Below are 17,825 nucleotides of genomic sequence, written 5' to 3'. Positions count from 1 at the left end.
AGGGACGACAGCGCGTATGTGGGACCACCTCAGCCCTTCGGCTGAATCCCGTCGCGCACGGCGCGGAAGCGGGTGAAGGCGGCTTGCCACTGGTCGCGCGGGGCGCTGGCGATGATGCGCAGCGAGGCGCCGCCGGTCGAGAAACGGATCCACTGGACCACGGTCACCGGGGTCTTGTCCTTGCCGCTGACGCCGTCGATCCGGGTCTCGAAACCCTGCTGGCCGTTGATGCGAATCGGCTCGGACATGGTGACGCGCGACTCCCGCACGCCGGGAATCTGCAGGGCGGCCTCCTGGGCGAAGCGGGCACGATCGTCGGCCTGTTGCGGAGTGGCGCCGATCAGGCCGAGGATCATGAACGGCTTCGATTCATAGCCCGAGCCCTCGTTGCCGTCGGCCAGGATGATGCTCGCACCCGGCGCCAATGTGCGGATGTCCTTGAAGTCGGCGAGATCGGTGATCTTGAACGGCATCAGCGCGATCTGCTCCTCGGCCGAGACCTGCTTGCGCGTGGTGGCGCTCGCAAACATCTGCCGCACCGCTTCATCCGTGTAGATCTTGGTCGCATTCTCCGGGATCTGCACCGCGACATAGCCGGAGAAGCCGGCGCCCGGCACGATCATCGAATAGCGCTTCACCGGGGTCTCGCCGGCCTTGCCGCTTTCGGTGGTGAAATAGGCGAGGCCCGCGGGGGTCTCGACCTTGTCCTGCTTGACGCCATTGGCGCCGGCCGGATTGGAATTGAACGCGCTCACGACCTCGCCATAGGCGGCGGGCGGCAGCTCGGTGATCAGCACCTTGACGCTGCCGTCCTCGCTCTCGAAGCCCGGAAAGGTCTTGGCGGTGTTGAGGCCGACCAGCGGCACCATGCCGAGGCGCAAGCCGGGCGGAAACACGGCGTCCGCGGCGAGGGCCGGAAGCGCGGAGCTAACGAGGAGGGCGAGCGCGGCGAGGGGGCGGATCAGCTTCATGGGCACTCTGATTGGTTCACATTGAGGCCGTTCGATGGTCGGCCACTGGGCCGCTTTGTCGCGCGAAGCAGCAGCTGCGGCGGCCCGGCCGGTCCGCCTTTTACCGGGTTTGGGCTTGCGGTAACAGGGCGGGGCGGGCTCGCGGTAGCGGGGGCTTGCTGATGCCTGAACCTGTTAATAATTCCTCACCCGTAAGGACGTTTGAGCCCGGATATCATCTTCCAAAACCCGATGTTTTAGCGGCAGAAACGTAGCTTCGGTCCTTGCGGGCCCCTCCCCCCCTCCTATATGAGCCTCAATCATCGCAATATCGCGGATGTTTGATCTTAGGGGGTTTCGGTTCGGGTGCCTCTTGGGCCCAGCCAACCTGCCGCAAAAAGAAGGATATCAGGACCATGGGAAAGGTCATTGGGATCGACCTCGGCACCACGAATTCGTGCGTCGCCGTGATGGATGGCAAGAACGCCAAAGTCATCGAGAATTCCGAAGGCATGCGCACGACGCCTTCGATCGTCGCCGTCACGGATGACGGTGAGCGCCTCGTCGGCCAGCCGGCCAAGCGCCAGGCCGTCACCAATCCCGAGCGCACCTTCTTCGCAGTGAAGCGCCTCATCGGTCGCCGCTACGACGACCCGATGGTCGAGAAGGACAAGAAGCTCGTTCCCTACAAGATCGTGAAGGCTTCCAACGGCGACGCCTGGGTCGAGGCCGACGGCCAGACCTATTCGCCCTCGCAGGTCTCCGCTTTCATCCTGCAGAAGATGAAGGAGACCGCGGAAGCCCATCTCGGCCAGAAGGTCGACCAGGCCGTCATCACCGTTCCCGCCTACTTCAACGACGCCCAGCGCCAGGCGACCAAGGACGCCGGCAAGATCGCGGGCCTTGAAGTGCTGCGCATCATCAACGAGCCGACCGCGGCCGCGCTGGCCTATGGCCTCGACAAGACCAAGGCCGGCACCATCGCGGTGTACGACCTCGGCGGCGGCACGTTCGATATCTCCATTCTCGAGATCGGCGACGGCGTATTCGAGGTCAAGTCGACCAACGGCGACACCTTCCTCGGCGGCGAAGATTTCGACATGCGCCTCGTCGGTTATCTCGCCGACGAATTCCAGAAGGAGCAGGGCATCAACCTGCGCAACGACAAGCTCGCGTTGCAGCGCCTGAAGGAAGCCGCTGAAAAGGCCAAGATCGAGCTGTCGTCGACGACGCAGACCGAGATCAACCTGCCCTTCATCACCGCGGACCAGACCGGCCCGAAGCATCTGACGATGAAGCTCACCCGCGCCAAGTTCGAGGCGCTGGTCGACGACCTCATCCAGAAGACCGTCGAGCCCTGCCGCAAGGCGCTGAAGGACGCCGGCGTCACCGCCGGTGAGATCGGCGAAGTCGTGCTGGTCGGCGGCATGTCCCGCATGCCGAAGGTCCAGGAAGTCGTGAAGCAGCTGTTCGGCAAGGAGCCGCACAAGGGCGTCAACCCGGACGAAGTCGTGGCGATCGGCGCCGCGATCCAGGCCGGCGTACTCCAGGGCGACGTCAAGGACGTGCTGCTGCTCGACGTGACCCCGCTGTCGCTGGGCATTGAGACGCTGGGCGGCGTGTTCACCCGCATCATCGACCGCAACACCACGATCCCGACCAAGAAGAGCCAGGTGTTCTCGACGGCTGAAGACAATCAGAATGCCGTCACCATCCGCGTCTTCCAGGGCGAGCGTGAAATGGCCGCCGACAACAAGATGCTCGGCCAGTTCGACCTGATGGGCATTCCGCCGGCTCCGCGCGGCATGCCGCAGATCGAGGTGACCTTCGACATCGACGCCAACGGCATCGTCAACGTCTCGGCCAAGGACAAGGCCACGGGCAAGGAGCAGCAGATCCGCATCCAGGCCTCCGGCGGCCTGTCGGAAGCCGACATCGAGAAGATGGTCAAGGACGCCGAGGCCAATGCCGAGGCCGACAAGAAGCGCCGCGAGGCCGTCACCGCCAAGAACGAGGCGGATGGTCTGGTGCATTCGACCGAGAAGGCTTTGGCCGAGCACGGCTCGAAGGTCGCCGAGAGCGAGCGCCGCGCCATCGAGGATGCCGTCAGCGACCTCAAGGAAGCGCTGAAGGGCGACGATGCCGAGGCCATCAAGGCCAAGACCCAGACGCTGGCCCAGGCTTCGATGAAGCTCGGCGAGGCCATGTACAAGCAGCAGGCCGAGGCCGACGCCAAGAAGGATGCGGCCAAGGACGACGTCGTCGACGCGGAGTTCACCGAGGTCGACGACGACAAGAACAACAAGAAGTCCGCTTAAGCCCCGAGGGGGTGACGATGCGGACGGCTTGGACCCCACACGCGCTACCGGCCTCCTCCCTTTCGGGGGAGGCCGTCGTGTCGGGACAGGGCGAGGCGCCCGTTACGATCGATCAATTCCCGACCGTTATGCTGAACGCAGGCACGCTGCCCTCTGCCGCAAGGCGGAAGGCTGCCTATATCGTCGCGTGGCGACGTCGTTTTGCTCCAACTTGAATCGCGATTGGATAGACCGAGTCCCACATGTCCACGTCCACCAAGCGCTGCTACTACGAAACCCTCGAAGTCGAACGCGACGCTGACGATTCCGTTCTGAAATCGTCGTTCCGCAAGCTGGCGATGAAGTTCCACCCTGATCGCAACCCGGGGGACGACACCAGCGAGGTCAAGTTCAAGGAAATCAACGAGGCCTACGAGGTCCTGAAGGACAAGGACAAGCGCGCCGCCTATGACCGTTACGGCCATGCCGCCTTCGAGCAGGGCGGCGGTGGCGCCGGCTTCGGTGCGGGCTTCGCCTCCTCTTTCTCCGACATCTTCGAAGATCTGTTCGGCATGGCCGGGCAGCGCGGCCGCGGCGGCCGCGAGCGCGGCGCCGATCTGCGCTACAATATGGAAATCACGCTCGAGGAAGCCTTTGGCGGCAAGACCGCGCAGATCGAGATTCCGGTCTCGGTCACCTGCGAGGCCTGCTCGGGGATCGGCGCCAAGGCCGGAACCAAGCCGAAGACCTGCTCGACCTGCGGCGGCGCCGGCCGCGTGCGGCAGTCGCAGGGCTTCTTCACGTTGGAGCGGACCTGTCCGGGCTGCCAGGGCCGCGGCCAGATGATCGAGGACGCCTGCCCGTCCTGCTCCGGCCAGGGCCGTGTCACCCGCGAGCGCACGCTGTCGGTCAATATTCCCCCGGGCGTCGAGGACGGCACCCGGATCAGGCTTGCCGGCGAAGGTGAGGCCGGGGTCCGCGGCGGCCCGCCCGGCGACCTCTACATCTTCCTGTCGCTGGCCCAGCATCAGTTCTTCCAGCGCGACGGCGCCGATCTGCATTGCCGCGTCCCGATCTCGATGGTGACGGCCGCCCTCGGCGGCGAATTCGAGGTGCCGACCATCGAAAAGGGCAAGGCCAAGGTGAAGGTGCCGGCCGGGACCCAGTCCAACCGCCGTTTCCGCATTGCATCAAAAGGCATGCCGGTGCTGCGGTCGCGCCAGATGGGCGACATGTATGTTCAAGTCGTGGTCGAGACTCCGCAGAATCTCACCAAGAAGCAGCAGGAATTGCTGGCCGAGTTCGAAAAGCTGTCGTCCGGCAACACCCAGCCGGAGTCCGAAGGCTTCTTCGCCAAGGTCAAGGATTTCTTCGGTAATCGGGCGAGTTGACTCGGCTTGACCGTATCGCCTTCGGCCTATACGTCTTTATGACCATTTTCTGACACGCCGCGGTCCCGCGGTCCCGTCCGGTCCCGACATGCCATTGCCATCGTCCGCGCGTGCGTTGAAGAAGCCTCGTCTCGACGACGAGGTGCGCTTTCTCAGGTCGTGGATCGAAAAGCCCCTGCACATGGGTGCGGTGATGCCGTCGGGCAAGCTGCTGGCCCGGACTATGGCCCACTATGTCGATGTCGAGTCGGATGCGCCTGTGGTCGAGCTTGGGCCGGGCACCGGCGCCATCACCTCCGCCCTGATCGAGCGCGGCGTCGACCAGAAGCGTCTCGTCCTCGTCGAGTACAATCCCGGCTTCTGCGCGCTGCTGCGCGATCGCTATCCGCAGGCCAAGGTGGTGCAGGGTGATGCCTATCGCCTGCGTGACACGCTCTGGAACGTCCTGAGCGCGCCGGCGAGCGCGGTCGTCTCCGGCCTGCCGCTCGTGACCAAGCCGATGCTGACCAGGTTGCGGCTGATCCGCGACGCCTTCACGGCGCTGGCGCCCGGCGCGCCCTTCGTCCAGTTCACCTATGCGGTGGTGCCGCCGATCCCGAAATCGCTGCCCGGCGTGTCCACAGAGGCCTCGGAACGGATCTGGATGAACCTTCCGCCGGCCCGCGTCTGGGTGTATCGCAAGGACTAATTCCGCCGGCTCGATCCTTTGCGCGGCGGGCTGGTTTCGCCGAACGCATGGAAGCGGATGCCCGCACCCAAGATCCTGATCATTCCCGGCTCGCTGCGCACCGGCTCGCATAATGCGAAGCTGGCCGCGGTCGCCGCCTATGAATTCGCCCAGGCCGGCGTTGACGTCACCCGCATCTCGCTCGCTGACTTCCCGCTGCCGATCTATGACGGCGATCTCCAGGCCAAATCCGGCGTTCCCAAGCACGCGATCAACCTCAAGCGCATGATCGGTGCCCATCACGGCGTGCTGATCGTCTCGCCCGAATACAACGCCTCGGTGCCGCCGCTGCTCAAGAACGCGATCGACTGGGTCAGCCGCGTGCACGAGCTGCATGAGGCGCGCGGCGAGGTGTTCCGCAACCGCGCTTTCGCGCTCGCCGGTGCCTCGCAGAGCCGGCTAGGTGCGGCCCGTGCGCTGCAGGCGCTGCGGCTGATCCTGACCTCCTGCCGCGCGAATGTGATTGCCAGCCAGCTCACGCTCGCCTTTGCCGACCAGGCCTATGACGATATGGACAGGCTGAAGAACGAGGGTGATATCGTCGCGCTGAAGGAGCTGGTCACGCAGTTGATCGACATTTCCCAACGCATGATGTGAGGTGACATGACGCCAGCCGAGATCGCTCCAAAGGACCGCCTGATCGTCGCGCTCGATCTGCCCAGCGTCGATGCCGCGGAGGCGATCATCAATCGTCTCGCCGACAGCGTCACCTTCTACAAGATCGGCTATCGCCTCGCTTATGCCGGCGGATTGCCGCTGGTCGGCAAGCTCGCCGACAAAGGCAAGAAGGTCTTCCTCGATCTCAAGCTGCACGACATCGGCAACACCGTGATGCAAGGCGTCGAGAGCATCACCAGGCTCGGCGCCACCTTCCTGACCGTGCACGCCTATCCGCAGACCATGAAGGGGGCGGTCGAAGGCCGCGGCAATTCGAGTCTCAAGATCCTCGCGGTCACGGTGCTGACCTCCTACAACGAGGACGACCTGCACGCGGCCGGCTACCGGCTCGGCGTCTCCGAGCTGGTCGAGGCGCGTGCGCAGCAGGCGCAGGTGCTCGGCATCGACGGCCTGGTGTCGTCACCGGAGGAAGCTGGAGCGTTGCGCAAGATCGTCGGCCACCAGATGCACCTCGTGACGCCGGGCATCCGGCCGGCCGGCTCGGCGACCGGCGACCAGAAGCGCATCATGACGCCGGGCCGCGCGATCGCCGCCGGCGCCGATTATCTCGTCGTCGGGCGTCCGATCGTGGAAGCCGCAGATCCGAAGGCCGTCGCAGAGGCCATTCACGCCGAGATTGCGCAGGCGCTTGGCTAATCAACAACGCAAGGGAGAAGAACGATGGCAAAAGGCTACTGGATCGGACGCGTCGACGTGAACAATGACGAGGGCTACAAGCCCTACACCGTCGCCAACGGTCCGATCTTCAAGAAATGGGGCGGCCGCTTCGTCATCCGCGGCGGCAAGTTCACCACCGTCGAAGGCCCCAGCCGCACCCGCAACGTCGTGATCGAATTTCCGGACTACGAGACCGCGATCGCCTGCTACAATTCGCCGGAATACCAGGCCAACATCAAGGTGCGCCAGCCGCACTCGATCGCCGACCTCATCATCATCGAAGGCTATGACGGCCCGCAGCCGCAGGACGGCTGAGGCGCCACACGACGTCATTCCGGGGCGGCATAGCCGAACCCGAAATCTCGAGATTCCGGGTCTGGTCCTTCGGACCAACCCGGAATGACGGCCGTGCTCATCCCCTTCGGTTGCCGGAACTGCATCCCCCCGCTACAACGACTCCCGAAGAGGATCACACCATGTCCGACATGCGCTTGATTGTTGCGGGGGCGGGCGGCCGGATGGGCCGCGCGCTGGTGCGGGCGATTGCCGAGAGCGAAGGGGCGGTGCTGGCCGGTGCGCTGGAGGCTCCCGGCTCGGAGCTGCTCGGCAAAGACGCTGGCGTGCTCGCAGGCCTGCCCGCCAACGGCATCAAGCTCTCGGCCGATCTCTGGGCGATGTCGAAGGAGGCCGACGGCATCCTCGATTTTACCGTGCCGGCCGCGACCATCGCCAATGTCGCGATCGCCGCCGAGCGGGGCATCGTCCATGTCGTCGGCACCACCGGGCTGTCGGGCTCCGACAACGCCGTGATCAAGAGCGTCACCAAACGTGCCGTGGTGGTGCAGTCAGGCAATATGAGCCTCGGCGTCAACCTGCTTGCTGCGGTGGTCAAGCGCGTCGCCAAGGCGCTCGACCAGAGCTTTGACATCGAGATCGTCGAGACCCATCACCGCATGAAGGTGGATGCGCCCTCGGGGACGGCGCTGATGCTGGGACAGGCCGCAGCGAGCGGCCGCGGCGTCACCCTCGATGAGCATTCCGAGCGTGGCCGTGACGGCATCACCGGCGCACGCAGGCCGGGCAATATCGGTTTCGCCTCCTTGCGCGGCGGCACCGTTGCCGGGGATCACAGCGTCACCTTCCTCGGCCCGTTCGAGCGCCTGACGCTGACGCACCAGGCCGAGGACCGCATGCTGTTCGCCCATGGCGCGCTGAAGGCGGCGCTGTGGGCGCATGGCAAGGCGCCGGGGCATTACTCCATGGCCGACGTGCTCGGCCTGTCTGACATCTGAACGAACCCAACGGAAAGCAGTCAATGAGCGAACGTCTTCTCGTGCTCGTGCGGCACGGCCAGAGCGAATGGAATCTGAAGAACCTGTTCACCGGCTGGAAGGACCCCGATCTCACCGAGCTCGGCGTCAAAGAAGCCAAGGAAGCCGGTCGCAAGCTGAAGGCGCAGGGTCTCGTGTTCGACGTCGCCTATACGTCGGTGCTCACACGCGCGCAGCACACGCTCGATCTCATCTTGAGCGAGCTCGGCCAGACCGGTTTGCCGACCTCGAAGAATCTCGCGCTGAACGAGCGTGACTATGGCGATCTCTCCGGCCTCAACAAGGATGACGCCCGCAAGAAATGGGGCGAGGACCAGGTGCTGATCTGGCGCCGTTCCTACGACGTGCCGCCGCCCGGCGGCGAAAGCCTGAAGGACACGCTCGCGCGCGCATTGCCGTACTACGTGCAGGAGATTCTGCCCGGCGTGCTCAACGGCAAGCGCACGCTGGTCGCCGCCCACGGCAATTCGCTGCGCGCGCTGATCATGGTGCTGGAAAAGCTGTCGCCGGAAGGCATCCTGAAGCGCGAGCTCGCCACCGGCGTGCCGATCATCTACCGCCTCAACGCGGATTCGACCGTGGCCTCGAAGCTGGATCTGGCGGGTTAGGCTTCGCCGCACACGCGCAGCCGTAGGGTGGGTTAGCGCAGCGTAACCCACCACACCTTTCGCCGCGGAACCAAAGAGGTGGGTTACGCCTTCGGCTAACCCACCCTACTGCATCTTGCCTACTGCACTCCCATCCGCCCGGCTTCCCAGCCCAGCATCGCCTGCTTGCGGGTGATGCCCCAATGGTAGCCCGTCAGCGTCCCGCTCTTGCCGAGCGCGCGGTGGCAGGGCACGACGAACGAGACCGGATTCTTGCCGACGGCGGCGCCGACGGCGCGCGACGCCTTCGGGCTGTTGATGTTGCAGGCGATGTCGGAATAGGACACGGCGCGGCCCATCGGGATCTTCAATAGCGTCTCCCACACCCGCACCTCGAAATCGGTGCCGATCAGCACCACGCGCAGCGGCTGGTCCGGCCGCCACAGCCTGGTGTCGAAGATGCGCGCCGCGAGCGGCGCGGTGCCTTCGTGGTCTTCGACATAGGTCGCGTTCGGCCAGCGCCGCGTCATGTCGGCGAGCGCGATCTTCTCTTCACCGTGGTCGGCGAAGGCAAGGCCCGACAGGCCGCGATCGGTCGCGATCACGATGGCGGTGCCGAACGGCGAGGGGTGAAAGCCGTAGCGCAGCGTGAGGCCGGCGCCGCCGTTCTTCCATTCGCCGGGCGACATCGCTTCATGGGTGACGAAGAGATCGTGCAGCCGGCCGGGGCCGGACAGGCCGGAGTCGAGCGCGGCATCGAGGATGCTCGCGGAGTCCCGCAGCAAGCCCTTCGCATGGTCCAGGGTGAGCGCCTGCATGAAAGCCTTCGGCGTGATCGAGGCCCAGCGGCGGAACAGATGGTGCAGTTCGTCCGGCGTGACGCCGGCCGCATCCGCCATCGCTTCGATGGTCGGCTGCGCGCGCCAGTTCTCCGAGATGAAGGCGATCGCCCGGCGCACCGAATCATAGTCGCGCAACGCGGCGTTCTGGGGACCCGGCTTGGTCAGGCGCTGGTCATGTATGGCGAGTGTCATCATGGTCGGAAATGTAGGAGAGGGGCGGCTGGGAAACCACCCGATTTCCGACGCGCCATCAGTTGATCGGGTTGTAGGTCGGGCCGCGCTTGGCGGCATTGAGAGCCTCAACCAAGCCTTTGTAAAAGCTTGCCTTTTCCTCCGGCCCCAGGAAGCGGGCGATCTGGATCTGGTGGCCGCGCGAGATCAGGTAGAGATGCTCGATGCCGAAATCCTCGTCGACCTCCATGTCGAGGCGGACCCAGAGCGGATTGAAGGTCCATTCGGCGACCTGGCCGCGATGGCTGATGCGCCGCACGCGCAGTTCGGACGCGGTGACCGTGATCTCCTCACGCGCTTGAGCGGTGCGGAAATTGGCCTTGAAGGCCCACCACACCACGAGCACGTCGAGGCCGAAGAAGCCGAGCACCGGCCAGGCGCCCTTCATCAGGAAGGCGAGGCCGGTGGCAAAGCTGACGACGCTCAGGAACAGCATCACCGCGAGAAAGCCGGTGCGGTTCAGCGAGCGGTGCGGCGTCAGCAGCGCGGAAAAGATCTGCACCTCGCGGGGATCTGCAGCGTCCTTGCGCTCAATTTCGTTGCCTGGGCTCATTGTCCCTCAGTATATCCCGATCATGGCGAAAATCCCCCGCAAGCCGGCGCCGCGCAAAGCGCCCGTGCCGAAGAAAAAGACGAAGGCTGCCGCTGCGAAGCCCAAGCCCGCTAAGACATCGGCTCCGGGGAGAAAATCACTCAAGGCGACAAGCCCCTGGACGCCCGCCGAGGTTCACGAGGTCTTCAGCCGCTTCCGCAAAGCCAACCCGGAGCCAAAAGGGGAGCTCGAGCACGTCAATCCGTTCACGCTGCTGGTCGCCGTGGTGCTGTCGGCACAGGCGACCGATGCCGGCGTCAACAAGGCGACGCGCGCATTGTTCGAAGTCGCCGACACCCCGCAGAAGATGCTCGATCTCGGCGAGGAGCGTCTGCGCGACTACATCAAGACCATCGGCCTCTATCGCACCAAGGCCAAGAACGTCATCGCGCTGTCGGCAAAGCTGCTCAGCGATTTCGGCGGCGAGGTGCCGCGCACGCGCGCCGAGATCGAGTCATTGCCCGGTGCGGGGCGCAAGACCGCCAATGTCGTGCTCAACATGGCCTTTGGCGAGCACACCATGGCGGTCGACACTCATGTCTTCCGCGTCGGCAATCGCACAGGACTTGCGCCCGGCAAGACGCCGCTGGAGGTCGAGCTCGGTCTCGAAAAGTTGATCCCGCCCCAGTTCATGCTGCATGCCCATCATTGGCTGATCCTGCACGGCCGCTATACTTGCCTCGCGCGCAAGCCGCGCTGCGAGCTGTGCCTGATCAACGATCTCTGCCGCTGGCCGGAGAAGACGGTGTGAAGGTGATGAGAGCGAAGCGCTTTGGGGTGATGTCGTGAGTCAGCAGGAACAAGTCTCGTCGCCCCCTGCTGCCGCTCCAATCGCGCCGCCCAAGCCGACCCAGCCGCCGGCCTCCTCGCTCTGGAGCCGGCTCGCGATCCCGTTATTCGCCGTCATCGTCGCGCTCGCCTTCGTCGCGCTGGCGACGCTGCGCTTCGACGAGTGGGTCGGCAGTGCCGCGGTCCAGACCACCAACGACGCCTATGTGCGCGCCGACCTGACGCGGCTTGCCAGCCGTGTCTCCGGCGAAGTGCTGACCGTTGGGGTCACCGACTTCCAGCGCGTCAGGGCCGGCGATCTGCTGATCCAGATCGATCCTGCGGATTACCAGGCCCAGGTCGCCCAGGCCGAAGCCGCGGTCGCCGCCGCGCAAGCCGTTCTCGATAATCTCAGCAACCAGATCGAGCTGCAATACGCGACGATCGCGCAGGCCGAAGCTGCGCGGCTGTCGGCGGAGGCGCTGCAGGTCGAGGCCAGGCAGGAGCAGGAGCGCCAGCAATCGCTGTCGCAGACCGAGGCCGGCACGCGGCAGCGGCTCGAGCAGGCGGTTGCGGGTCTTGCCAAGGCGCAGGCCGACGTGCGCGCGAGCCGCGCCGTGATCGCGGCCCAGCAGCACCAGCTCGAGGTCCTGCAGGGCACCAGGAAGCAGCGCGCCGCCGATGTCGAAGCGGCCAAGGCGACGCTGGCGAGCGCGAAGCTCAAGCTCGGCTATACCAGGATCACCGCGCCGTTCGACGGCGTCGTCGGCGAGCGGCAGGGGCAGCCCGGCGACTACGTCAACATCGGCGCCAACCTGATCAACGTGGTGCCGCTGCCGAAAGTGTACGTGATCGCCAACTACAAGGAGACACAGCTTACGCATGTCGCGCCGGGGCAGCCGGTCGAGATCACAGTCGATAGCTTTCCGCGCGAGAAGCTGCGCGGCAGGGTCGAGCGCATGGCCCCCGCGACCGGCGCGCAGGTCGCGCTGCTGCCGCCGGACAACGCCACCGGCAATTTCACAAAAGTGGTGCAGCGCATTCCCGTCCGCATCCAGTTCGACGACAATCAGCCGCTGCTGACGCGGCTGGTGCCCGGCATGTCGGTCGTCACCAGCATCAATACTGCGGGCGCGAATGGCGGAAAATGACGATGCCGGCCGCGGCCCCGTCTCGCGCGGCGGCATCGCGCCACAGCCGCTGTTCGCCGTGGCGGCGGTGCTGCTGGGCTCGTTCCTGGCCAATTTCGACAGCCGCCTGACCACGATCGGCCTGCCCGATCTGCGCGGCGCATTCGGCCTCAGTTTCGACGAAGGCGCCTGGCTCTCGACCGCCGGCATCGGCTCCCAGATCTTCGTCGCGCCCGCGGTCGCATGGCTTGCGACCGTGTTCGGTCTGCGCCGCGTGCTCGGTATTCCCAGCCTCGTCTATGCCGCTGTCTCGGCGATCATCCCCTTCGTGCACGACTATCCGACGCTGCTCGCGCTCAGCGTCGTACATGGCCTCCTGCTCGGCACCTTCGTGCCGGCGACGCTGATGATCGTATTCCGCAATCTGCCGATCCGCTGGTGGTTGCCGGCAATCTCGATCTATTCGATCCGCGTCGGCTTCGCGCTGGACACCTCGAGCTCGCTGGTCGGCTTCTATGTCGACCATCTCGGCTGGCAATGGCTGTACTGGCAGGGCGTCGTGATCGCCCCGCTGATGGGGCTGATGGTCTATCTCGGCACGCCGAACGAGCCGGTGAATCGCGCGTTGCTGCGCGAGGCCGATTGGGGCGGCATGCTGCTGCTCGGCGCGGGCGTCTCGATGGTCTATGCCGGCCTTGACCAAGGCAACCGGCTGGACTGGCTGGGATCCGGCACGGTGATGGCGCTGCTCGCCGGCGGCGCGGCGCTGTTCGCTTGCTTCCTCGTCAACGAGTCGCTGGTGCGACAGCCCTGGGCGCATGTGAACGTGCTGTTCTCGCGCAATATCGGCCTGTCGCTGATCGTCATCCTGCTCTACACGCTGACGTCCCTCTCCAATTCATCGCTGGTGCCGAACTTCCTCGGCAATGTCGGCCTGCTCCGACCGGAGCAGAGTGGTCTGTTGCTGCTCATCTACGGCGCGTTGCCGATGGTCGTGCTGGTGCCGGTCTCGATCTGGCTGCTGCGCCATTTCGATGCGCGCGCGGTGACGGTGCTTGGCTTTGCCTGCTTCGCCGCCGCCAACCTCTGGGGTACCCGGCTCACCCATGACTGGGCCCGCGAGGATTTCATCGGCATCGTGCTGCTGCAATCGATCGGTCAAGCGACGACGCTGCTGCCGATCATCATCATGGCGCTGTCGAACTCAGATCCGAGCCGAGCGACGTCGTTCGCCGCCTACATCCAGATCATGCGGCTCGGCGGCGCCGAGATCGGCGTGGCACTGATGGGGACGTGGCTGCGCGTCCGCGAGCAGGTCCATTCCTTCTATCTCGGCCAGAACCTCGCGGTCGGCGATGTCGACGTGGTGCGCGTGCTCAAGCAGCTCGCGGATCATTTCGCCGTGCATGGCGCCGGCCTCGCCCAGGCGCGCGCGGTGGGAACGCTCGCGGGCTTCGTGCAGCGCGAGGCCAACGTGCTCGCCTATATCGACGGGTTCTGGCTGTGCTTCTGGCTGGCGATGGCCGCGCTCGGCTTCATCGCCCTGATCACCCGTGCGCCGCCCGGTCCTTTCACGCCGGCACCGTTCGGCTTCGCCAAGACGTTGCTGCGGAAGTGCGGGGTGCGGGTGGCCTGAGCCGGCTCACCGCATCTGCCGCGCCGGCTTGATCAGCTCGGGCCGTGGGCCTGACAGCCGCTTGTGCATGTGGACCATGAAGGCCATGCCGAAGATCGGCGTCGCCAGATTGACGATCGGGATCGAGACGAAGGCGGCGATGAACAGGCCGGCGGTGAAGATGGTGGCGGCGTTGTCGCGCCGCATCGCCTTGGCTTCCTCCGGCGGGCGGAAGCGCATCGCCGCGAGCTCGAAATATTCGCGGCCCAGGAGCCAGGCGGCGGCGAGGAAGAAGATCAGGAAACCTGCGCCGGCGAACAGCACCAGCGGCAGCGCGGCGAGATAGACCAGGATCGTCAGCAGCGCGGTCTTGACGCCCTCGAGGATCGCCTGGCTGAACGGCAGCGCAAGGCCCGGCTGCTCGGCAGGGTAATGCTCGCGCTCGACGATGTCGGCGACGTCGTCGACGAACAGGCTCGCCACCAGCGAGGGGATCGCGGGCATCAGGAAGATTCCGCCGAACACGACGCCGAGGCCGGCCGCGATCGAAACCATCCAGGACAGGACTTCGAGCGAAGAGTGCCAGCCCGGCCCGAGCAGGCCTTCCAGCCAGACTTCGCCGGAAGTCGCAAACCAGCTCAAGAGCCGCTGCAAGCCGATCGCCAGCACGGTGATCAGTACCAGCGCCAGCCCGATTGATCGCCACAGGATCGAGCGCATCGGCGGCGAGATCATTTGCGACAGCGCCTTGAAGGCGGCATCCAGCATGGGGGACCCTCTCAGGTAGACACTGCGCGAGAGGTAGACACCCATTGCGGCGTCGGCAAGGGCGGGTGGCCGCGCTGCCGTCGGCCGCGAACGCGGCGGGCGCTCTTGCTTACCTCCAGGGGAGGGGAATATCCGGCCTACTCGTGCCGGTGTCCGTGCTTGCGCCCCTTCACCTGCTTGCCCTCGCCGGTCGGGATCATCACCACGCGGCCGTAGCGCACGCCGCGCTCGGCGATGATGTGGTCGGCGAAATGCTTGACCTCGTCCGCGGATCCCTTCAGCGCCGTCATCTCCATGCAATTGTTGTCGTCGAGATGGACGTGCAGCGTCGCCAGCGCGAGGTCGTGATGGCCGTGGAATTCCTGAACCAGGCGCTTGGAGAGATCCCGGGCAGCATGGTCGTAGACATAGACGAGGCCGGCGACGCATTGGCCGGTCTGCGCCGTGTCCTCCGTGGATTGCTGGAGCCCGGCGCGGGCGAGGTCGCGGATGATCTCGGAGCGGTTCTGGTAGCCGCGCGCCTCGGCCGCGGCATCGATCTCCGCCAGGAGATCGTCCTCGATCGTGATCGTTATCCGCTGCATCAGGTCTTCTCCGCGCGTCTTGCTCCTCTTACCTCGCCCCGCTCGCGGGGAGAGGTCGGAATTCGAGCGTAGCTTGAATTCCGGGTGAGGGGGACTCTCCGCGAGACTCACGCGCAATGAATTCGTGGAGACGGCCCCTCACTCTCCCTCTCCCCCCGTGAGAACGGGGAGAGGGAGAGCAGCCATCCATCCCTACAGCCGCGTCGTGCGCAAGCGCAGCGCATTGCCGACCACGCTGACCGAGGACAGCGCCATCGCTGCCGCCGCGATGATCGGCGAGAGCAACAGGCCGAACGCCGGATAGAGGATGCCGGCCGCGATCGGAATGCCGGCGGCGTTGTAGATGAAGGCGAAGAACAGGTTTTGGCGGATGTTGCTCATGGTCGCCTGCGACAGTTTTCGCGCCCGGACGATGCCGACGAGATCGCCCTTCAGCAGGGTGACGCCGGCGCTCTCCATCGCGACGTCGGTGCCGGTGCCCATGGCGATGCCGACCTCGGCAGCGGCCAGCGCCGGCGCGTCGTTGACGCCGTCGCCGGCCATCGCGACGATACGGCCGGCCTTTTGCAGCTTGGTCACCACCGCGCTCTTCTGATCCGGCAGCACCTCGGCCTCGACATCGGCGATGCCGAGCCGGCGCGCCACCGCTTCCGCCGTGGTGCGGTTGTCGCCGGTCAGCATGATGACCTTGATGCCTTCGGCAGCTAACGCCTTCAGCGCCTCGGGGGTCGAGGCCTTGACCGGATCGGCGATCGCGAACAGGCCGGCAAGCCGGCCATCGACCGCCATGTTGATCACGGTGGCGCCGTCGCCGCGCAGCCGTTCGGCCTCGGCGTCGAGCAACCTGGTGTCGATGCCGATCGAGGTCAGGTATTTTGCATTGCCGAGCACGACGGTCTTGCCGTCGACCTTGCCCGTCGCGCCCTTGCCCGTTGGCGAATCGAACTGCTCGACCTGGCCGAGCGTGAGCTGCTTCTCCTTGGCCGCGCGCACGATGGCGTCCGCCAGGGGGTGCTCGCTGGCGCGCTCGACGGTGGCCGCCTCCCGGAGGATATCGTCTTCGGCAAAGCCGGAAGCCGGTACGATCGTCACCACCTTGGGCTTGCCCTCGGTCAGCGTGCCGGTCTTGTCGACCACCAGCGTGTCGACCTTCTCCATCCGCTCCAGTGCTTCGGCGTTCTTGATCAGCACGCCGCCTTGCGCACCGCGGCCGACGCCGACCATGATCGACATCGGAGTCGCAAGTCCGAGCGCACAGGGGCAGGCGATGATCAGCACGCTGACGGCGGCGACGAGGCCGAAGGCGAGCCGCGGCTCGGGGCCGAACCAGGCCCATGCGGCAAAGGCGGCGATGGCGACGACGATCACCGCCGGTACGAACCAGCCGGCGACCTGATCGGCCAGGCGCTGGATCGGCGCCCGCGAGCGCTGCGCATCGGCGACCATCTGCACGATCTGCGACAGCAGCGTCTCCCGCCCGACCTTGTCGGCGCGCATGATGAAGCTGCCCGACTGGTTCAGCGTGCCGGCGATGACCTTGGCGCCGATCTCCTTGGTGACCGGCATGGATTCGCCGGTGACCAGGGATTCGTCGAGCGAGGACCGCCCTTCCAGGATGATGCCGTCGACTGGGACCTTCTCGCCGGGACGAACGCGCAGGCGATCGCCGGCATGGAGGGTATCGATCTCGACCTCGTGCTCGCTGCCATCGGCATCGACGCGGCGCGCGGTCTTCGGCGCGAGCTGGAGCAACGCCTTGATCGCGCCCGAGGTCGCATCGCGCGCGCGCAACTCCAGCACCTGGCCGAGCAGCACGAGCACGGTGATGACCGCGGCCGCCTCGAAATAGACCGCGACCGCGCCTTCATGGCCGCGGAAGGTGGCGGGAAAAATCCGCGGCGTGACGGTGCCGAGCACGCTGTAGACATAGGCCACGCCCGTACCCATTGCGATCAGCGTGAACATGTTGAGGTTGCGCGTCAGCAGCGACTGCCAGCCGCGAACGAAGAACGGCCAGCCGGCCCACAGCACCACCGGGGTGGCGAAGACGAGCTGGATCCAGTTCGACAGCGTCGGATCGATCCAGCTGCGGGGACCCGCGAGATGACCGCCCATCTCCAGCACGACAGGCGGCAGCGACAGCAGGCCGCCGATCCAGAACCGCCGCGTCATGTCGGCAAGCTCCGGATTGGGACCCGTCTCCAGGCTCGCGACCTCCGGCTCCAGCGCCATGCCGCAGATCGGGCAGGTGCCGGGTCCGACCTGGCGGATCTCTGGATGCATCGGGCAGGTGTAGATCGTGCCTTCAGGCAGCTTCGGCTCGGGCGCCTTCTCCTTGGCGAGGTATTTCGCGGGATCGGCGGCGGACTTGGTGCGGCAGCCGGCCGAGCAGAAATGGAAGGTCTCGCCGTGATGTATGATGTGATGCTTCGAGGTCGCGGGATCGACGCTCATGCCGCAGACGGGATCCTTCACCTTGGTCGCGGCATCACCGTGATCATGACCGTGATGATGGGCATGGCTGGAATGATCGCCGTGGCCGCCGCAGCACGAGGAGGCCGCGGGTTTCGCCGCCGGCGCTGCAGCCTTGGTGGAACAGCCGCATCCGGAATGCGTTTCCGCGTCGCGACGGTGCCCGTGCTCGTTGTTGTTCATTGCCATGCTCCGGCCCCTATGC

17 protein-coding genes are annotated in these 17,825 nt (G+C 65.8%); 11 read left to right on the top strand and 6 right to left on the bottom strand.

Annotated features, from left to right (window positions below):
- Window positions 1-29: 29 nt before the first annotated feature.
- Entirely contained in the window at window positions 30-971 is a 942-nt protein-coding gene (locus X268_RS32435) for a hypothetical protein (RefSeq protein WP_164938048.1), read from the bottom strand.
- 395 nt (window positions 972-1,366) lie between these two features.
- On the opposite strand from X268_RS32435, the gene dnaK reads away from it, so the two are divergent.
- The 8 genes from dnaK to X268_RS32390 all read left to right on the top strand — a co-directional run bounded on the left by dnaK (window position 1,367) and on the right by X268_RS32390 (window position 8,639).
- The gene (dnaK, locus tag X268_RS32430; RefSeq protein WP_025033017.1) at window positions 1,367-3,268 is read left to right on the top strand and encodes a molecular chaperone DnaK; all 1,902 of its coding nucleotides are present in this window, start codon (window positions 1,367-1,369) and stop codon (window positions 3,266-3,268) included.
- Window positions 3,269-3,510: 242 nt separating this feature from the next.
- Window positions 3,511-4,638, top strand: coding sequence for a molecular chaperone DnaJ (gene dnaJ, locus X268_RS32420; RefSeq protein ID WP_128928718.1), 1,128 nt, complete (start codon window positions 3,511-3,513; stop codon window positions 4,636-4,638).
- Between the two features lie 88 nt (window positions 4,639-4,726).
- Window positions 4,727-5,326, top strand: a complete 600-nt coding sequence (locus X268_RS32415) for a class I SAM-dependent methyltransferase (RefSeq protein ID WP_128928717.1) — start codon at window positions 4,727-4,729, stop codon at window positions 5,324-5,326.
- Between the two features lie 57 nt (window positions 5,327-5,383).
- Window positions 5,384-5,962 carry an NADPH-dependent FMN reductase gene (locus X268_RS32410; protein ID WP_128928716.1) on the top strand — a complete coding sequence of 193 codons (579 nt, stop codon included), beginning with the start codon at window positions 5,384-5,386 and terminating at the stop codon, window positions 5,960-5,962.
- Between the two features lie 6 nt (window positions 5,963-5,968).
- On the top strand, window positions 5,969-6,679 hold the full coding sequence (gene pyrF, locus X268_RS32405; RefSeq protein WP_128928715.1) for an orotidine-5'-phosphate decarboxylase: 711 nt from the start codon (window positions 5,969-5,971) through the stop codon (window positions 6,677-6,679).
- Window positions 6,680-6,703: 24 nt separating this feature from the next.
- The gene (locus tag X268_RS32400) at window positions 6,704-7,015 is read left to right on the top strand and encodes a DUF1330 domain-containing protein (RefSeq protein WP_128928714.1); all 312 of its coding nucleotides are present in this window, start codon (window positions 6,704-6,706) and stop codon (window positions 7,013-7,015) included.
- Between the two features lie 161 nt (window positions 7,016-7,176).
- On the top strand, window positions 7,177-7,992 hold the full coding sequence (gene dapB / locus X268_RS32395) for a 4-hydroxy-tetrahydrodipicolinate reductase (protein ID WP_128928713.1): 816 nt from the start codon (window positions 7,177-7,179) through the stop codon (window positions 7,990-7,992).
- Window positions 7,993-8,015: 23 nt separating this feature from the next.
- Complete coding sequence (locus X268_RS32390) at window positions 8,016-8,639, top strand: 2,3-bisphosphoglycerate-dependent phosphoglycerate mutase (protein ID WP_128928712.1); 624 nt, start codon at window positions 8,016-8,018, stop codon at window positions 8,637-8,639.
- Window positions 8,640-8,758: 119 nt separating this feature from the next.
- Here X268_RS32390 and X268_RS32385 read toward each other — a convergent pair whose 3' ends face one another.
- Window positions 8,759-9,655, bottom strand: coding sequence for a methylated-DNA--[protein]-cysteine S-methyltransferase (locus X268_RS32385; RefSeq protein WP_128928711.1), 897 nt, complete (start codon window positions 9,653-9,655; stop codon window positions 8,759-8,761).
- Between the two features lie 55 nt (window positions 9,656-9,710).
- A complete protein-coding gene (locus X268_RS32380) occupies window positions 9,711-10,244 on the bottom strand; it encodes a DUF2244 domain-containing protein (RefSeq protein WP_128928710.1) in 534 nt (177 codons plus the stop codon).
- A 22-nt stretch (window positions 10,245-10,266) separates the two neighbouring features.
- On the opposite strand from X268_RS32380, the gene nth reads away from it, so the two are divergent.
- From nth to X268_RS32365, 3 genes are read left to right on the top strand one after another with little or no spacing between them, the layout of a single operon-like run.
- Entirely contained in the window at window positions 10,267-11,034 is a 768-nt protein-coding gene (nth, locus tag X268_RS32375; protein ID WP_128928709.1) for an endonuclease III, read from the top strand.
- Window positions 11,035-11,068: 34 nt separating this feature from the next.
- Window positions 11,069-12,202 (top strand): HlyD family secretion protein, encoded by a 1,134-nt coding sequence (locus tag X268_RS32370; protein ID WP_128928708.1) that lies wholly within the window; start codon window positions 11,069-11,071, stop codon window positions 12,200-12,202.
- The gene (locus X268_RS32365; RefSeq protein WP_128928707.1) at window positions 12,189-13,817 is read left to right on the top strand and encodes an MFS transporter; all 1,629 of its coding nucleotides are present in this window, start codon (window positions 12,189-12,191) and stop codon (window positions 13,815-13,817) included. Before X268_RS32370 ends, X268_RS32365 begins: the two co-directional genes overlap by 14 nt.
- Before the next feature lie 6 nt (window positions 13,818-13,823).
- On the opposite strand, the gene X268_RS32360 is transcribed toward X268_RS32365, so the two are convergent.
- The 3 genes from X268_RS32360 to X268_RS32350 all read right to left on the bottom strand — a co-directional run bounded on the left by X268_RS32360 (window position 13,824) and on the right by X268_RS32350 (window position 17,803).
- On the bottom strand, window positions 13,824-14,564 hold the full coding sequence (locus X268_RS32360) for a sulfate transporter family protein (protein WP_128928706.1): 741 nt from the start codon (window positions 14,562-14,564) through the stop codon (window positions 13,824-13,826).
- Between the two features lie 137 nt (window positions 14,565-14,701).
- Window positions 14,702-15,148, bottom strand: coding sequence for a nickel-responsive transcriptional regulator NikR (gene nikR, locus X268_RS32355; RefSeq protein ID WP_128928705.1), 447 nt, complete (start codon window positions 15,146-15,148; stop codon window positions 14,702-14,704).
- 192 nt (window positions 15,149-15,340) lie between these two features.
- Window positions 15,341-17,803 carry a heavy metal translocating P-type ATPase gene (locus tag X268_RS32350; protein ID WP_164938047.1) on the bottom strand — a complete coding sequence of 821 codons (2,463 nt, stop codon included), beginning with the start codon at window positions 17,801-17,803 and terminating at the stop codon, window positions 15,341-15,343.
- Window positions 17,804-17,825 lie beyond the last annotated feature (22 nt).

The organism is Bradyrhizobium guangxiense, from assembly GCF_004114915.1.
Classification (GTDB): Bacteria; Pseudomonadota; Alphaproteobacteria; order Rhizobiales; family Xanthobacteraceae; genus Bradyrhizobium; species Bradyrhizobium guangxiense.
Note: the sequence above shows the minus strand (reverse complement) of the source record. Positions and strands in the feature narration are given on the sequence as shown.

What these genes read in the sequence shown, in the direction of transcription:
- X268_RS32390 (WP_128928712.1), top strand. Translation starts at nt 8,016, where the DNA reads ATGAGCGAACGTCTTCTCGTGCTCGTGCGGCACGGCCAGAGCGAATGG.
- X268_RS32400 (WP_128928714.1), top strand. Translation starts at nt 6,704, where the DNA reads ATGGCAAAAGGCTACTGGATCGGACGCGTCGACGTGAACAATGACGAG.
- nikR (WP_128928705.1), bottom strand. Translation starts at nt 15,148, where the DNA reads ATGCAGCGGATAACGATCACGATCGAGGACGATCTCCTGGCGGAGATC.
- X268_RS32410 (WP_128928716.1), top strand. Translation starts at nt 5,384, where the DNA reads ATGCCCGCACCCAAGATCCTGATCATTCCCGGCTCGCTGCGCACCGGC.
- nth (WP_128928709.1), top strand. Translation starts at nt 10,267, where the DNA reads ATGGCGAAAATCCCCCGCAAGCCGGCGCCGCGCAAAGCGCCCGTGCCG.
- X268_RS32385 (WP_128928711.1), bottom strand. Translation starts at nt 9,655, where the DNA reads ATGATGACACTCGCCATACATGACCAGCGCCTGACCAAGCCGGGTCCC.
- dnaK (WP_025033017.1), top strand. Translation starts at nt 1,367, where the DNA reads ATGGGAAAGGTCATTGGGATCGACCTCGGCACCACGAATTCGTGCGTC.
- X268_RS32380 (WP_128928710.1), bottom strand. Translation starts at nt 10,244, where the DNA reads ATGAGCCCAGGCAACGAAATTGAGCGCAAGGACGCTGCAGATCCCCGC.
- X268_RS32360 (WP_128928706.1), bottom strand. Translation starts at nt 14,564, where the DNA reads ATGCTGGATGCCGCCTTCAAGGCGCTGTCGCAAATGATCTCGCCGCCG.
- X268_RS32415 (WP_128928717.1), top strand. Translation starts at nt 4,727, where the DNA reads ATGCCATTGCCATCGTCCGCGCGTGCGTTGAAGAAGCCTCGTCTCGAC.
- X268_RS32350 (WP_164938047.1), bottom strand. Translation starts at nt 17,803, where the DNA reads ATGAACAACAACGAGCACGGGCACCGTCGCGACGCGGAAACGCATTCC.
- dnaJ (WP_128928718.1), top strand. Translation starts at nt 3,511, where the DNA reads ATGTCCACGTCCACCAAGCGCTGCTACTACGAAACCCTCGAAGTCGAA.
- X268_RS32435 (WP_164938048.1), bottom strand. Translation starts at nt 971, where the DNA reads ATGAAGCTGATCCGCCCCCTCGCCGCGCTCGCCCTCCTCGTTAGCTCC.
- X268_RS32365 (WP_128928707.1), top strand. Translation starts at nt 12,189, where the DNA reads ATGGCGGAAAATGACGATGCCGGCCGCGGCCCCGTCTCGCGCGGCGGC.
- pyrF (WP_128928715.1), top strand. Translation starts at nt 5,969, where the DNA reads ATGACGCCAGCCGAGATCGCTCCAAAGGACCGCCTGATCGTCGCGCTC.
- dapB (WP_128928713.1), top strand. Translation starts at nt 7,177, where the DNA reads ATGTCCGACATGCGCTTGATTGTTGCGGGGGCGGGCGGCCGGATGGGC.